A 15,589-nucleotide genomic window follows, 5' to 3' on the forward strand; every position below is an offset into this window, starting at 1 on the left:
TAGGAGTAGAACCAATGGGAAACGAGAATAACCAAGGCGCAGCGGAAAACACGGCGGCGGACTCTCAGCCAGTACCAGCGGGCGCAAAACTATCCGTTTTAGGTGAGGCGCTAGGATTCGGAAAAACAGCATTCGAACAACCAAGCGTAAAGCCAAAAACAAATGAAACAGATTCTAATGGATCTAACCCTTCCTCAGAACAACCGCTAACGGACTCTGACACGGGCGAAGAATTAGACAATAACACGGATAACATTGAAAACGAGCTAGATAGCGACGAGGACGGCGATCACGAAGATGACGATCCCGACAGTAAACTACCCGTAGAAAATGACCCGTTAGCATTATTGTTTGATTCTGAAACGTTATACGACATTGGCGACGATGAACCCGTCACCGGTGCCGAATTGCAAAACCGTCTTATGAGGCAGTCGGACTACACGCAGAAAACGCAAGCTATTGCAGCGGAAAGAACGGAGCTCGAAACAGAGCGCCAAGGATACGCGGATAATTTGACGTTTTTTGACTATGCAAACCAAAACGCGCTAAGTGAATTTGAGCGTGTTGACTGGCGGGCATTGTCAATGCAAAACCCGGCGCAGTATCAAGAATTGTTAGGCAACTATCAACAATTGCAAGCAAGACAGTCGCAAATTGATAATGCAAAAGAACAGTTTTTGAACGACTTTAAAGCTAGAAATTCGGCGGCAATTGATCAGAAACGAGCGGAAGCAATAGACAGCGTGCGCGGAAGTATCCCGGACATTGAAACATTGCTACCAGATTTAGAAAGCCTAGCGAAAGAAACCGGGTTTAGTGACGACGAATTACCGCAATTACTTGCTGATCCTCGCGCCTTGAAATTACTAGTTAATTCACACCGCGTTAATACAGCAAGCAAGAAAGCGAAAGACGCGACTAAACCGAAATCTACACCACAGCCGCGACCACGTGCAAAAGCCAGTCAGGAAGCAAGAGAACAGACTGAAAAAGCGCGTCTAACTAAAGCGGCGAATAATGGTGACCAGAAAGCGGCCCGCGCTCTATTGGCTAGCAAATTAAGCAATAAAATGTTTGACCGGTTCAACGGTCGTAAGGATTAGGAATGGCAGCATCAACAACAATTGACAGCTATAACGTCGTCGGTGATATGGAAGACATCGAGGATGTTGTTTATAACATTGCGCCAACGCGCACACCTATGCTTTCCATGCTACAGCGTACTTCTTGTCATAATACGCTTGTTGAATGGCAAGAGGATAGCCTAGCGGACGCAGACGCGGACAACGCAGCGGACGAAGGCGCAGACGCTAAAGACGCGGACGAATCACCAACGGACATGAAAAACAACCGTACACAGATTTTCACTAAAACCGTGAAAGTGTCGGGTACTATTCGTGCCGTTGATGAATACGGACGTAATGACGAATTTGTTTATCAGTCAGAGAAGAAAATCAAAGAGCTTAAACGCGATATTGAAAAAGCCGTGATAGGTCGTCGTCAGGCGCCCGTGGCCGGCGCAGGCACTGCTTCATCAGGCGGCAAAACTCGCAAGCTGGGTTCGTTTTTCAATTATGTTCATGCTGACAATACAGTTACTGCAGCAGCAGCGGGGACGTTTGTAGAAGCTGAACTAATGAGTACGCTAGAAAAAACCTATGATTCAGGCGGCGAGCCGAATAAATTATTAATTAACACCACGCACGCAAAAACAATTGCAGCAATGGCTACCGCATCAGGTCGTCAGCGTGACTTCGGTACCGGTACGGCGTTAGTTACTTACATTGATTTATTGGTGACGCCATATGGTGAACTAGACGTAGTAATTGACCGTTTCCAAATGGTCGAGGAAATTGCCGCGATCGATCCGGAAATGGCGAAAATTCGTGTGTTACGAGCAACCAATGTTGAACCACTAGCTAAAACCGGTGACTCTGACAAAGCGCAGCTTCTTACTGAATTAACGCTTCAAGTTAACAACGGAAAAGCTCATGGCACTTACAAAGTGGGAAAAAAGCCATAGCGCCAACCTTGACGGGGTTTAGTGTTTTGTTTAGTCGTAATCCTATCCCCGTTCAAGATGTGGCGACAGCTAGTGTTGGAAATATTCAGCCATCCGGAGCACAGGTTTCCACGATTGATTGGACGTCGTCGGATCCTGGTAAGGCCAGAATTATGCAAGATGGAAATGTAGAAGGTAGAGCATCGGGAACGGTGACCATTACTGGGACAGATCATACCACTGGCGTGAAATCGACAGCACAGTTCACGGTGTTATAAAAACAAGGGGCGGCGTTATGCCTCCCTTTTTTTAATTGTGGCCAACATAGTCAAAAATGACTTTACTCGAGCGAGGTTAGAGCATGGAAACAAAATTAATTAAACAGGGCGATCAGATTATCGAGCATAGCCGCGTAGACACGCGTTGCATCGACCCGATTAGAGAGTTTGTGCGTGAGGCGGCAGGGGATCGCAAGTTTGCTGCAGACAACGCACACATTGCGCGGATACCTGAATTTGTGGTTAATGAAATCAACCGAAAGCATGGAATTAATTTGCTTACCTTGCCAAAGGGCGACACAGAAAACCGCGCTAGATTCATGCAAATTTTGCGTAGTGAATACCCACAATTTTTAATTAGAAAAAACGGGTGATCTATGACTCCATTAATGCCTACAAAAATCACTGATTACGCATCATTAAAGCAAGCAATTTTGTCCGTCGTTGATCGTGGTGATGACGAGTTTAAGGCGGCGTTGGACGTTTTTATCATGGATGCCGAAAGTACGATTTACACAGAACTAAGAACGCCAGCTAACGAAGTTAGAGTAACGCATGTAGCCGCCAATGACGGCACTGCAGTTAATATACCCAATGGATTGCTTGAAATTCGTGACGTATATAGAAACGGGTTACCCGTTGGCAGGCTAACTCAAGATGAATACGCATTGGCAACGAGCAAAAAAACGGGGCGTACTGGTTATAGTCGCAGCGGTGGCACGCTGGTTTTTGTTCCCGAGTTAGATGTTAATTCTACAGATGAAGTGACGGTAGTATTTTGGATAGATTGGTCCGTTAAGAAACAAAGCGATAGTGACTCAAACCCTCTTTTAGTTGGTAACCCAGATTTATATTTATCTGGTTGTTTGGTAGAAGCGTTTCTATGGACCAATGACGAGGATAGATCCGCGTTTTATGAGCGAAAGTTCGGAAAAAAAATAGACGCGATTAAAGCGCTAGCCCGAAACGATGATCAAAGCGGTGGAACCTTGCAAATAAGAGGGGCTTATCAGTAATGGGTTCATTATATCAAGGTAGTCAAAACGACACTGTTCTCGATGCTGAATTGAGAGCGAAAAACTACGCAGAACAGGCGCAAAAGGCGTATGAGACTTTCGCTAGTGAGTATCAAGAATACTACGCAAAAATCGGACTTATATATCAAGGTGTTGATGAGGCTAGAGCCGAAATAAAACAATTTAATTTGAGAGTCCAAGCGGCGACAGCTGCAATTGCAAATGACGTGCAAAGGGCTGAACAATCAGCAACGAACGCGGGTACACACGAGTCTAATGCCAATACCTATGCCAGTAACGCAAGGGATTGGTCCGAACATCCCCACGGAACGGAGGTTACCCCCGGTCATTATTCTGCCTTGCATTGGTCGGTCGAATCTAGCTCTAACGCTCAAAGTGCCGCGCAATCAAAGTTAGCAGTGGACCAGGCAAAGACAGAAGTGGAGGCTGATAAAACTAAAGTTCAATCACTAGCTAGTCAAGTGGCTACTGATAAACAGGCGGTAGATGCTGACGCTCAAACGGTTCTGGCGGATAAAAATATTGTTCTTGCTGCCAAAACAGATGTGCTAAATGCAGTATCAACAACATTTGCAGATGGCGGAGTCTGGACACCAAACGCCCAAAAAGAATACCCAGACAAACCAAACCCAGCGCATTCTACGATATGGTTCATCATACTACCAAAAGGCCAAACTTACACATTTACAACCGGTGATTTGAAAAATGATGACCACAATGTTGTTGAGCACGGCTCAAGGCTTTATTACGACGCAGTCACGGATCGTTTTTGGGGTGGTGGTGACGGAAACCTAGAAATTTCTGAAATTGTACTTCCTAGTGGCTCTAAGAGGGGGAACAGCGTATCGATTGGCCTTGCTGATATTGCTAGCAATCTTAGAAACTGGCAAGCATCAAGCGATACAGATAGTCAAAGCATAACGCAATACGCTACATCAAAGGCGGTTTATGATGCCTATCAATACGCAGAAAGCGCAGCAAATACAGCTGGTCAAAAAGCTGATTTAAATGGTAGCACTACGGAACAATTCGAGGTTCCAACTACGCCGGCCACAGATAATAGCTCCGCATCAAAAAAGTATGTTGATGATGGGCGACACCCTAACGAAAACCTGTTAATCAATGGCGACTTTACGGTAGCCCAAACAGGATTTGGCGGAAACATGACATCAGGAGAAATCTATGTCGTCGATGATTGTCAGGTTGTTAATGGCGGCACCTTCTCTCAGGTGCATCTTGCACAGGGTGCTGGCCATCCCAATCCATTAACTAAATACCTAGACTTTCAAATTGGAACAACAGGTTCCGCTTATGGAACTGAATTGTATCGCACCATTGAAAGCGTACCGATTAATGACAGTCCGGTGACGTTGTCATTTTGGGGGTGGAATTATAGCGATGATAGTCAGCCAAAAGACGTTGAGTTTCGAGTGTATGTACTAAAAATCTCAGATAAAAGTATTGTTTGGGGAGGAACGCCTAACACGATCACATTAAACCACTTAGATAGTGATTATTGGGCTGGAGGAGATAAACGTTACACAAGTACGATTGTTGTACCTGACATTCCTGAACTTCAAACAAAAAATGTTCATGATGAATATTACTGTAGGGTAGACCTTCGTTTCCCTGATAATTCAAAAATACAGATAGGTGGACAAAAATTGGAGCGCGGTGACAAGGCTACAGATTTTGTTCCTGATTTACCTCAAGTTAATTTAGCTAAATGTCAGAGGCTTTACGTAGATAACGACGTGTCAGAATTTCTGTTACAGCCTTCTACTAATTCGAATTCGCGCAGGGGCAACCTAAAGTTCCCTGTAACCATGCGAAAAGTTCCAAGCGTTAATGTCAAACAGCAGAGCGGTACTACAGTGACCGCTGATGTTGTCTACAAAGATGGCGCGCGCCTGTTATGCGATACCACTGATACTACCACATGGGTGTTTACAGATGGATATGTCGCTAACGCAAGGTACTAGGGAGTTTGTATGACCATTGAAAACGCTCAATATATTAATCAACTTGATGAATCTCTACCAACGTCAAAGGCGGATGTGGGTGAAGATGATGATCATTTACGGTTAGTAAAAACCGTTCTTAAGTCGTCATTTCCTGAATTTGACACACCGGTGACGCTAACAGAAAAAAACATTAACAAACTACCGACAAAGCTATCCGATCTTACTTCTGAAAAAGGTAACGTTTCAGATGAGAAGAACGAAGGTATTCAAGGCGCTAACGAAAAAAAAGATCAGGTGTTAGCGTATGTTTGGGATGATTTGAGCCTTGAGAAAAATCTAGCATCCGGGGGGTATTACGCGCTTTTTTATGAGGCGGGAGGCGCCTTTACTCTTCCTTCTGAATGGGTGAAGTGTGACGGTACCAATGGAACAGAAGATCTTACTAGTAAAGCAATCGAATTAATCGGCGGTTCTCAAGCTGTAGACTCAATGCCAATCAACTACTTTGCCGGCTTATTCGTAGTGAAATATGTGGGGTAAAAAATGGCAATCGAAGCAACAACGTATATACACGGTTTAAACTCTGCGAATCCATCACCAAGCGATAAAATAGGCGATGCGTTTAGACACATTCAATTAATAAAATCCGCACTAAAAAACACGTTCCCCAACATAGACAAGGCAACCACGATAACCAGTGATGAATTAAACAGGGTTGTCTCTGGTTTGGAGGCGATAGAAACCAGACTTGCCGCGACCAGGAATCAACTAAAAGCTTTAGAGCAAGCAACGCCGAGCCAAGAAAGCGCGCAAGCCTACGCTAAAACCGTCGCTCAAGTGAGTTTGATAAATGGCTTAGTATTGCTTACGAAAAGTGAGGCGAATATTCCGCAGGGTTATGGGCTATTAAATGCCAATGGTAAAGGTTTTATCAATCCGCCGGTTGGTGCGCCTACCACAACAGAAATACAGAGATTTGCTGGAATGGTTAAGGGGCAAGCATGAGCATAAAAGACTTAGTTATTGATCCCGGCGATAATGATTTAGTGTCGGGGCTGGATGATCAGTTAAGGCAATTAAAGGCCACTATAAAACAAGCTTTTCCAAACGTTCAGGGTGAGGTTTCTATTACGTCCGATCAGCTTAATAGCTTAATGAGTGGCATAACGGCAATAAATACGGATTTGGACGCGATAGACGCAGAGATAGCGGCGGCAATAACAAGCGTAACCAATGCGGCTAATCTAATCACTAGTAAAACTCACGCGGATTTTCTTGCGCTTCCAAAATTAACGCGAGGTTTTGTTTTTCCTTACACTGGCGACCCGCTTGCTATCGGTAAAACCTATCTTGTTTGCAACGGTAGGCACGGGACGCCAAAGATTGACGCGACAGACACGCCGTTTACAGCGTTTTTAATGTACGAGGGTGAACATGTTAGTACCAGTTAGAGACATTGCTCAGAATGGATTACAGCTAGATATACCGGACTTTGACTTACCCGCCAACGCTCTCTCAGATGGGGATAACGTCTATGTCAAAGACGGAACGATCCGCAGTATCGAGGGCGAAAGCTACTATTTTAGTATTGCTAACGCCGTAAGCGTCCATAACTGGGCTTTAGGTGACGGCGATAAAACAATCGTTATCACCAAAGAAGCCGTAAACAATAAATTTTACGTTTATGAAAGCCCAACCAGAAACACCGAAGTAACACCGGCGGCGGGAGTGTTAGCAGCAGATTGGCATGTAACCCAACATGGTGAATTTGCCATTTTTTCCGCTGATGGTATGGCACCATTATATCTAGGCCCAACAGATAGCGAGTTAAAGCCTTTGCCGGGATGGGATGCAATCACCGATAGCGGGCAAGCTGGTGGTAATAAAATTGATGCGAAAGCAGGGTTAATTATTTCCTATCAGAATCATTTAGTCGCTTTTCGTGTGCAGCTAGGGCAGAACGCAGCATCACAAAATGTTTTGTGGTCAGCGCCTTTAGCGATAGACACCATTGCAACGGATTGGAATTACGGCGCGGCGGATAGTACGTCCGGGCTAGATATTGCACCGGCAGAACTAGGAGAGGTGATCACCGCAAAGCAAATTGGTCGCTCTGTATTGATTTATCATACACACGGGCTTTCAAAAATGGCGTATATGGGCGCTCCGCAAATCTACAAAATATCGCCTATAGATAACGATCGAGGAATTTTGAATAGCAACGCATTGGCGTCGATGAAAAATGTTCATTTTTGCGTAGACACTGACAAGATATACGCGCATGACGGACAAAGGGCGCTTTATATTGCTGATGGCAAAATACAGCGATGGTTTAGTGAGAGGGTAGGCGATCCTGAATTGGTCCAGGTAGTTACTATTATCGAACGCGATGAGGTGTTGTTTCTCTTTGCCGAGGTTGGTTCTAGCTCGCTCACACATGCGTTAATTTACAATCAAAGGGCAAACGCATGGACTAAGCGCCGCTTGCCTTCCAAATGGGATAAACAGGGCGCAGAACTAGCCGCAACGGTGATAGGTGCAGCAAGAATCAAGATTTTGCCAAACAATGCTGTCACATATGCCAACATTGGGACCACTCACGAAGAGGAAACGCGTTCTTATAGTGACTTGGCAAGAACTACGGTGGAGGACTCCATTGTTTTCCTAACTTCAACCGGTGACATTTTTCGCGCTAACTATGGCGGCGCGTATCGCTCTGATTCAAATTTAACCCCTTATATTATTCAGTCTGCAATCGATCTAGAGTCTCTTTATCAAAGCTCAAAACCGATAAAATCAATTAAGGCGTTGTACCCTCAAATCAAGGGCATTGGTGAGTTAATCATTACTGTAGGTGGTCACAACAGCACACAAGAGGGTGTTTCGTGGGGAAGGCAGCAAACCTTTGTTATCGGTCGAGATAAAAAGGTCGATTTGCGCGGTTCATGGCGATACTTATCAGTAAAAATAGAGCAGCCCCAAAGCGGCTATTTTTGGATTTCTGGATGGGATATTGACGTTATTCTAAAAGGTGGTCGCTAATGGACAAAAGAGAAATATATATATTTGAGCCAATAGCGCGATTAATAGAGCAACCAGAAGATCACGATTTTCAATTGCAGGAGGCATTAGAGAGAATATCGCTATCATTGGGCGGCATTAGTTCAGAACTAGGCGACGATAAAAACGGGATTATCAAGAAAGTTAACGACATCAACGTTACTCTATACAAGCTATCAGCCACCAAACCAGACGCGCCAACAGATGCAGACTTGCATGAATGGTCAAAGAATCCGCCAGAAGCAACGGCTAGTGAGCGCGTGTGGGCTGTTACTGGTCCGGCACAGTCTAGCCAGCAACCTATTCCATCATGGAGCAATCCGGTCCCGTGGAGTGGTCAAAATGGAGTGGGTGCCGACGGAGACGACGGAAACCGATGGGCCTATAAAGAAGACTGGAACTCGAGAACACCAACAACGGCAGAGTTAAACGCGTGGTTTTCTAGTTTGGTTGGTCGTCAAAAAAAGAACGGAGACGTGATTTATCTACGCAACCATACTACCGATCCTATCGATGTTAAGGCGTATTTTGTTCTAAACAGCGCATGGACGCCATATCAAAAAGTCATAGACGGCGATATGTTGGTAGATGGTGGAATTTTAGGCCGTCACATATCCTCACAAACCACGATTAAAGCGGGTTCGGGTTCAGGGGCGGTAATCATTAATGGTGATCATTCTTCCGCAGCTGGTGCGCTGAAAGATTATGTATTTGTTGTTGGTGATGACGATCCAACAAATGCAGTTTTATGGATGAAGGATGACGGTTCAGCTAGGTTCAATGGTGAGGTTGAAGTAGGGAAGTTAATCGGTAGTGTTGGTATGAATGCAAAGCAGTTTCAGCCCATTCCCTACAGCGAATGGGTTTTCCCTGCAAATGATACGAGCTCAAAAAGGCAGCGCCTAATAGAAATTACAGTACCAAATGAGAACTTCAGGCGAACAATGGTTGTTACTCTTGATATTAGCGGGTTTACGTGTGATTCACCGTCAGATATTTACGGCGTTACTGTAGACAGCGTAAAAGATTGGACAAGTTTAAAAGTTATCCCGTCAAACCTAGTATGGACTCCCACAAGTACGCCTTGGAGATTGCCACAATACGAAAACATCTTATCTGTTGAGCCGGGTGCGCAAATTAACGTACGACGCATCGCGTATAATGACGTGAATAAACAAAATTTTTTAGGAGATATTCGTTTAATCTGGAATGTGATTTTAGAGGCTTCAAGTTCAGGAGGGGATCAGGTTGTTTATTTAGGTGCATCAATGTCTAACCCTACAGCTCATGGTCAAGAAATGCGGTTCAGAGCAATTAGAAGCTTTGCAACCGTCATAATGAATAAGTTCGAACAAGACATAGCGTTGAGCTATCCACACTAACGACTTATACTTACTCTACGGGACTGCAAAGCGCAATAACCCAACATTTTAAGGATCATTCTTTAATGTGTTGTGTTGTTGCGCTTTTTTTGTTTACGAGGGCAAGAAATGGCTGGATTTTTGGATAGTACGAAAAATTTTTTAAGTAATTACGGTGATGCGGTATCCGGGTTGGTAAATGCTGGCGCGGGCGCATATAACGCAATTAATCAAGCAAATCAGCACGAAAGAGATCGAGAACAGGCCGCAAACCAATTTGGGCAAAATCTACAGCAACAACGAGAACTATCATTAGCGTCAGGTCAGCAATATAACGCCAGAGGCGGGCAGCAAAGCTATGAAAATACGCTTTGGGGGCCGCAAGAGTTAGCGCTTAGAAATCAATTTAGTATGGCAAACGCCAACATGCAAAACGGACCCTATACAGGGGATCGCTTTGCAACGTGGACGCCATACCAAAAACAAACATTTGGAGAAGCAGTAAACTATTACAGCAATGAGGCACCGGCACAGGCAAATTATTTAACGGATACCGGGCGTGGCATGATCAGTAACTACGGAAACGCGGAAGGGGTTTACAACGGTATCGCTCAAAATGGCGGCGTTGATTCTGGCGTTATTGGCGATATTATGCAAAGCCAGCAGCCCTATATAAACAATCAAATTAATTCCGTTTCTAACCAGGTAAACAGAAACGCGGACCGACAAACAGCAATGACGCGCGAGAATTTAGCGGGGAGTGGTGGTTTATCTGGTACGCGTGGGGCAGTTGCGCAGGGTTTGATTCGTGAAGGTGCTAACAATGCCATTGCAGACGCAACGACGAGCATTAACACCAACGCATACAACAACGCGTTAACTCAAGCAAACCAGAACGTTAATAACCGCATGAGTGCGGCTAATAACCTTGCGTCTTTGGCTAACCGTGGCGTTGGCATGTACGGGCAAGGCGTTGCTATGCGTGGCGATATTTTGAATAGTCGAGCCAATATCGGAAGCGCATCACAAGCAAATGATCAAAACGTACTTAATAATAATTATGCTCGCTGGATGAGTCCTTGGGATATGACCGGGAAATATGCGGCGCTTGTTGGTGGTCGTCAATGGGGCGGCGGTAGAACGCAAAACACATTCCAGAGCACTTATGCAGCATCAAATAATCAGCCATACAACAAAGATACACCGCCACCGGCGCAAACATTCCAAGGTGCGGTAATGCCGTGGACAGCTAGCGGAATGCGAACAATGGCACCGGGTGCGCCTTCTTATGATCCTAATAGAGCAGTGCCGCAAGGCGGAAATATTCCGGGCAATAATCGATGGGCTAGACAGTAGGTGAAGGCATGAGAGACGGAACAGGGGCACAAAGCTCAGGAGCGGATAGTTCATCACATAGCAGTAGCAGTCCAAGCGCGGGGGGCGGCTCAAAAACTGGCGGGCCGGGTAGTAGAAATCACCATACCAACAGCCATGATGATGATCACAGCAATAGCGGCCTACCTACTGGTTTTGGGGGCACTGATAACCTAGACGGAACCAGCACGCCGGGGCGTGGTGAAACACAGAGTAGCCAGAACCACGGCGGCGGGAATTGGGGAAGTGATCCGCGCTTTAATGGTGGACATTCCAGCAATTCTGGGGACAGTTTATTTAATAACTTGGCAGAAACAACGGATTTAACGGATCCTTTTGCTAGCGGCTTAAATGGTAATGCTTTTGGTCACCTTGATGTGGAAAATCCAGAAATACCATTTAACGATAATTTGTTTCGGGACACCGCTGGTCTGGATAGGTACCACACTCAAAATCCTGACGTTATATCAGAAATTCAACGATTAGAAAATGCCGAAAATGCAGAGTCGATGTTGAATTCATTCTTAGGGAGTATAGGTACGATAGGAGGAACTGCTTATGATGCTTTGCATGATTTTTTCTCTCCACCAACTCCGGCAGAACTAGCAGCTAGGGATTACTACAATCAAAACGTTCACAATGCACCGGCTTATGATACGTATGCTTTGGGTGGGCAGGTATTAGGTGTTGGGGCAATGCTTTCACCTGCCAATCCTCTAGTTCAAACTGCGGCGCCCTTTTACAGTATGGTGCCGAATACTGTTGCTAATTTTGCAAATCAGCAATATAGAACCAGCATAGCGGAAGGGTTATATGATCATTCAGCAAACGAAACGCCTAGGAATCGCTATGAGGCAGAGCAACGTCATTCAACAGGTGGTAGGGAAATGTATGCACCTAGAGCGGTTTTTGCTGGCGGCAGTCCAACGGGGCGAGGTTCACAGATTGCCGAAACTAGGCCAATGAATCTAATAAAACCGCGCTCAATGGGGGCGGCTAATTTCTTGGAAGGTACTGACGAACAATCGCCGATAGCGGAACAGATCCCCGCGTCGACATTCGCACCGGTAGAGAGTGCCGATTATGGTTCGATTGCATCATATACGCCAGTTCAGCAAGAGGAATTTACCAGCGGGAATAATCAGTTATTAAATAATAACTTGCTTTCACCGGGTGAATTTAGCACAGCGGCTAACCTATTCAATCCTGGCAAGCGGACCGAAGATCTTTATAAATCATTAAATCAAAACTCTATGCTATGGAAAGGGGGTTACGTATGAATCGCAAAGGGCCAACCGTTAACCCGGCGGATTACAATAGTTTAGGCTCAATTGGTCAAATGTTAGCGGGGATAAGTTCAGCGGTTCAAACTGCATACGGACAAAGACCGGCGGACTATTTACAGGCCGGTTATTTAACGCCGCAAGAACAAAACAATGCTATGTATGATTTGCAGCAAGCGCGGGACCATGATCGAAGTGCGGCGAGAATTAATGAATTCATGACCGGAATTTCTAGCCCTGATCCACAAGAGCAGCAAGCCGCCGCCATGAATCACCCTGATTTGTATAACGTTTATTCTCAGATGAATAACAAGCCTCAAAACACATTCAAAACGGAAAATTACGGCGGGCGATTGTTTCAAAACGAATATGATCCTCAAGGTCAATTAGTTAATAGTCAGGAGTTAACAGGGCCGCAGGCGGAAGCAGTTCAGGCAGAGTATGCAGCAGCACACCAACCAAAAACGGCAGCACCTTGGCACAATGCCGGGGCGGGTACGCTATACAATGAACAAACCGGGGAAATACAAGCGATCCCCGGATATAAGCCGCCGGGACAATTGCAAATCGAGAAGGAAAACGCCAAGAATGCAACCAAGTTAAAAACACAGGGCACAGCGATGTATCAAAACGCAACAGATACATTAAGAGCGATAAATTCTATTAGCGATAAGGAATTAGACGCGGTTACAGGTCTTGAAAGTCGTTTGCCTACTTTCTTTAATACAACTACAAATACAGAGCAGAAATTCAAGCAGTTGGGTTCACGCGCTTTCATGGATAACGTTACAAAAATGCGTGGTATGGGTTCGCTTAGTAACGCGGAGGGCGGGAAGATTTCGGCGGCTTCTTCTGCATTATTTGACGACGAAGGGAATTTAAAAAGCGGGCTTTCAAAAGAATTCGTACAAAATCAATTAAATCAAATGCGTTTATCCTCTATGCGACTAGGTGAAATTGGTCGTTTCTATACCGAACAGGGAAGAGAGCCAACAATAGACGAATATCAAGCGTTAAATGATCGTTTAGTTCAGCAGATACGCGGCGGTAATGGCGGCGGTAATAGCCCGCGCAAAATTGGACGCTTTAGCGTTGTTGAGGTGCAATAATGCCAAAATATAGAATCACCGGTCCAGATGGAAAGACGCTAGAACTAACGGGCGATCATCCACCTACAGAGCAAGAATTAGAGCAAGTTTTTGCGGAATACTCGCAACCGGATAATGGTATGTTAGCTAACGTTTCTGATGTGGCTAGCGCCTTTAATCCACTTCAATCAACGGAAGATATTAACGCGGTAACTAATTATCTAACAAATGGCGGGCAACAACCGGAATACACGCCACCAACACAGGCAGGACAGGAAACAAGCGCCGGGGCGTTTATGGCTTCCGCTCGTCAGCCGGTGCAGGATGTTGTTAACGGTGTTGAAAACTTAGCGGCGTTTGCTTTGCCCGACAAAATGAAGCAAAACATAATGCAGCGTCGAAACATACAGAAATCAGAGGGAGAAAAGAGATCAACGGCTAACCCTATAGCCAGTGGTGCCGGTTATGTTGCCGGTACGCTTCCAATGATGCTAATAAACGGTATCCCCGCAGCCGTGGTAACGGGGGGCGTTATTGGTGCCGGGGAAAATACCAATATAGACGATACAGCTAGCACGCTAACAAATGCGGGCTTGGGAATGGCTTTAGCCGGTGTTGGAGAATACGCCGGTACAAAACTAGCTGAAAACGTACTTCCAACCGTAACCAATAAAATAACTGATACGGTTAACCCGGTTATCAATAGGCTATTTAGATCCCCTGAATCGTCAGCAAACAACGCTTTACGACGCGTTGCCGGTGATACAGACGCAAATCAAATAGCGGACGAATTAGCCGCACTAAGGGGAACCGGGGCAGATGTTACGCTGGCAGACACGCCAACATTTAGAGGTGCCGGGCAAGGTGCCGCCGCTATGCCTGAAAATTCCGCGTATGCGTCAGCATTTGAGCAAAGACAAGCGCAAGCGGGTGATCGTATTCGTGAACTAATCCACGACAGCACAGGGAAAAGCGGGGCCGCATACAATGCCAATGTAAAAGCGATTAACAAGATTCGCTCTGAACAGGCAAAACCATATTATGACGCGGTTAAAAATGAACCGGTGCAACTTAGCGAGGGACTATCCTCGACAATGAATACACCGGCGTTTGAAGATGCAGCCAACGAAGCGGTAAAAATGGCTAAAAACGATATGATAAATATTGATTTAGAAAGCCCAACGCAGCCCGTTGTTTTTTGGGACTACGTAAAACGCGCATTAGATGACGATATCGGCGTAGCTCATAGGCAGGGCCGCAATAATTCAGTTAGGCAATTGACCAACATCAAAAAGCAAATTGTTGGAGAGATTGACCAACAATATCCAGCTTACGCAAAGGCGCGATCTATTTGGTCGGAAAGTACCGGCTTGCTAGATGCGGGCGAGGAAGGTAAACAATTCTTGAAAACAGACATTGATAAACTTTCCGATACATTCAGCAATCTAACAGAAGCGGAGCGCGACGAATTCAGGCTAGGAGCGGTGAAAGCGGTAGAAAAAGAGCTTAATAAACTAGTTGAGAATGCAAACGCGGGCCATAGGTTAACCCGGTCCAAAGAAATGCAAAACCGCTTATCACTTTTATTTGATGATCCCGCAGAGGCGCAAGATCTCATAGATAAATTAATGATTGAGAAAGAACTAACCGGCACGTTGCGGAATCTTTATCAAGGCTCACAGACGGCACAGAGAACCGTAGCAAAAGAAAACCTAGAGGAAGGGGCAAACTTTAGCACCGCAGCGGCGGATCTGTTTAGTTTAGATAGTCGCCCGGAATTTAGGGCCGCATTGGGTGAAAAGCTGTTTACGCCACAAAGCCCGGAACAAATAAACAGAATTCTAGGTGATAACGCCTCGCCGGGTGTTGTTGCCAGAGCTTTAGGGAAAGCGGGCAATACTGGCTTAAGCGGGCTTGAGTTTATGCTTAAACGCGGCGCTAGAATGGCCCCAAATGCGCTAGACGATGATCCACTATATAAAGGAGCGGTTACGTTAAATCCCAACTATAGAGAGAGATAGCGGTGTTTTCGGGCATACCGGTTAGCCCGTTGTAGCGTTGTATCGAGTATAGATAGTTGCGCCTATGTGGTACCCACTCTGCATAGGCGCTTTTTCTGCACAACAGATTGAAATTTGTATT

15 protein-coding genes are annotated in these 15,589 nt (G+C 45.4%); all 15 read left to right on the top strand.

Going from position 1 to position 15,589, the window contains the following annotated elements; translation table 11 throughout:
* The first annotated feature begins 14 nt into the window (after positions 1-14).
* The 15 genes from HOP38_RS02665 to HOP38_RS02735 all read left to right on the top strand — a co-directional run bounded on the left by HOP38_RS02665 (position 15) and on the right by HOP38_RS02735 (position 15,468).
* Positions 15-1,103: a hypothetical protein gene (locus tag HOP38_RS02665; protein ID WP_198557364.1), complete on the top strand. Its 1,089-nt coding sequence runs from the start codon at positions 15-17 to the stop codon at positions 1,101-1,103.
* Positions 1,104-1,105: 2 nt separating this feature from the next.
* Complete coding sequence (locus HOP38_RS02670) at positions 1,106-2,023, top strand: SU10 major capsid protein (RefSeq protein WP_198557365.1); 918 nt, start codon at positions 1,106-1,108, stop codon at positions 2,021-2,023.
* Positions 2,024-2,049: 26 nt separating this feature from the next.
* On the top strand, positions 2,050-2,280 hold the full coding sequence (locus HOP38_RS02675; protein WP_198557366.1) for an Ig-like domain-containing protein: 231 nt from the start codon (positions 2,050-2,052) through the stop codon (positions 2,278-2,280).
* Between the two features lie 83 nt (positions 2,281-2,363).
* Positions 2,364-2,654, top strand: coding sequence for a hypothetical protein (locus HOP38_RS02680; RefSeq protein ID WP_198557367.1), 291 nt, complete (start codon positions 2,364-2,366; stop codon positions 2,652-2,654).
* Between the two features lie 3 nt (positions 2,655-2,657).
* Positions 2,658-3,296, top strand: coding sequence for a phage adaptor protein (locus HOP38_RS02685; RefSeq protein WP_198557368.1), 639 nt, complete (start codon positions 2,658-2,660; stop codon positions 3,294-3,296).
* A complete protein-coding gene (locus HOP38_RS02690; protein WP_198557369.1) occupies positions 3,296-5,299 on the top strand; it encodes a tail fiber protein in 2,004 nt (667 codons plus the stop codon). The genes HOP38_RS02685 and HOP38_RS02690 overlap by 1 nt, the downstream gene beginning before the upstream one ends.
* A 9-nt stretch (positions 5,300-5,308) precedes the next feature.
* Complete coding sequence (locus tag HOP38_RS02695; RefSeq protein ID WP_198557370.1) at positions 5,309-5,821, top strand: hypothetical protein; 513 nt, start codon at positions 5,309-5,311, stop codon at positions 5,819-5,821.
* A 3-nt stretch (positions 5,822-5,824) separates the two neighbouring features.
* Positions 5,825-6,286: a hypothetical protein gene (locus HOP38_RS02700; RefSeq protein WP_198557371.1), complete on the top strand. Its 462-nt coding sequence runs from the start codon at positions 5,825-5,827 to the stop codon at positions 6,284-6,286.
* Positions 6,283-6,732: a hypothetical protein gene (locus tag HOP38_RS02705; RefSeq protein ID WP_198557372.1), complete on the top strand. Its 450-nt coding sequence runs from the start codon at positions 6,283-6,285 to the stop codon at positions 6,730-6,732. Before HOP38_RS02700 ends, HOP38_RS02705 begins: the two co-directional genes overlap by 4 nt.
* Positions 6,716-8,323 (top strand): hypothetical protein, encoded by a 1,608-nt coding sequence (locus tag HOP38_RS02710; RefSeq protein WP_198557373.1) that lies wholly within the window; start codon positions 6,716-6,718, stop codon positions 8,321-8,323. Before HOP38_RS02705 ends, HOP38_RS02710 begins: the two co-directional genes overlap by 17 nt.
* On the top strand, positions 8,323-9,723 hold the full coding sequence (locus tag HOP38_RS02715) for a hypothetical protein (RefSeq protein ID WP_198557374.1): 1,401 nt from the start codon (positions 8,323-8,325) through the stop codon (positions 9,721-9,723). Before HOP38_RS02710 ends, HOP38_RS02715 begins: the two co-directional genes overlap by 1 nt.
* A gap of 108 nt (positions 9,724-9,831) precedes the next feature.
* Entirely contained in the window at positions 9,832-11,058 is a 1,227-nt protein-coding gene (locus HOP38_RS02720; RefSeq protein ID WP_198557375.1) for a hypothetical protein, read from the top strand.
* A gap of 8 nt (positions 11,059-11,066) precedes the next feature.
* Positions 11,067-12,356: a hypothetical protein gene (locus tag HOP38_RS02725; RefSeq protein ID WP_198557376.1), complete on the top strand. Its 1,290-nt coding sequence runs from the start codon at positions 11,067-11,069 to the stop codon at positions 12,354-12,356.
* Positions 12,353-13,468, top strand: a complete 1,116-nt coding sequence (locus HOP38_RS02730) for a hypothetical protein (protein ID WP_198557377.1) — start codon at positions 12,353-12,355, stop codon at positions 13,466-13,468. Before HOP38_RS02725 ends, HOP38_RS02730 begins: the two co-directional genes overlap by 4 nt.
* Positions 13,468-15,468, top strand: a complete 2,001-nt coding sequence (locus tag HOP38_RS02735; RefSeq protein WP_198557378.1) for a hypothetical protein — start codon at positions 13,468-13,470, stop codon at positions 15,466-15,468. The genes HOP38_RS02730 and HOP38_RS02735 overlap by 1 nt, the downstream gene beginning before the upstream one ends.
* The last annotated feature ends 121 nt before the right edge of the window (positions 15,469-15,589 follow it).

The organism is Vibrio mediterranei (genome assembly GCF_013364395.1).
In the GTDB taxonomy this organism is placed as follows: Bacteria; Pseudomonadota; Gammaproteobacteria; order Enterobacterales; family Vibrionaceae; genus Vibrio; species Vibrio mediterranei.

Bases quoted from the DNA above. Each gene is read 5' to 3' on its own strand.
- HOP38_RS02680 (WP_198557367.1), top strand. From the start codon at position 2,364: ATGGAAACAAAATTAATTAAACAGGGCGATCAGATTATCGAGCATAGC.
- HOP38_RS02725 (WP_198557376.1), top strand. From the start codon at position 11,067: ATGAGAGACGGAACAGGGGCACAAAGCTCAGGAGCGGATAGTTCATCA.
- HOP38_RS02670 (WP_198557365.1), top strand. From the start codon at position 1,106: ATGGCAGCATCAACAACAATTGACAGCTATAACGTCGTCGGTGATATG.
- HOP38_RS02710 (WP_198557373.1), top strand. From the start codon at position 6,716: ATGTTAGTACCAGTTAGAGACATTGCTCAGAATGGATTACAGCTAGAT.
- HOP38_RS02700 (WP_198557371.1), top strand. From the start codon at position 5,825: ATGGCAATCGAAGCAACAACGTATATACACGGTTTAAACTCTGCGAAT.
- HOP38_RS02690 (WP_198557369.1), top strand. From the start codon at position 3,296: ATGGGTTCATTATATCAAGGTAGTCAAAACGACACTGTTCTCGATGCT.
- HOP38_RS02720 (WP_198557375.1), top strand. From the start codon at position 9,832: ATGGCTGGATTTTTGGATAGTACGAAAAATTTTTTAAGTAATTACGGT.
- HOP38_RS02705 (WP_198557372.1), top strand. From the start codon at position 6,283: ATGAGCATAAAAGACTTAGTTATTGATCCCGGCGATAATGATTTAGTG.
- HOP38_RS02695 (WP_198557370.1), top strand. From the start codon at position 5,309: ATGACCATTGAAAACGCTCAATATATTAATCAACTTGATGAATCTCTA.
- HOP38_RS02665 (WP_198557364.1), top strand. From the start codon at position 15: ATGGGAAACGAGAATAACCAAGGCGCAGCGGAAAACACGGCGGCGGAC.
- HOP38_RS02730 (WP_198557377.1), top strand. From the start codon at position 12,353: ATGAATCGCAAAGGGCCAACCGTTAACCCGGCGGATTACAATAGTTTA.
- HOP38_RS02715 (WP_198557374.1), top strand. From the start codon at position 8,323: ATGGACAAAAGAGAAATATATATATTTGAGCCAATAGCGCGATTAATA.
- HOP38_RS02685 (WP_198557368.1), top strand. From the start codon at position 2,658: ATGACTCCATTAATGCCTACAAAAATCACTGATTACGCATCATTAAAG.
- HOP38_RS02735 (WP_198557378.1), top strand. From the start codon at position 13,468: ATGCCAAAATATAGAATCACCGGTCCAGATGGAAAGACGCTAGAACTA.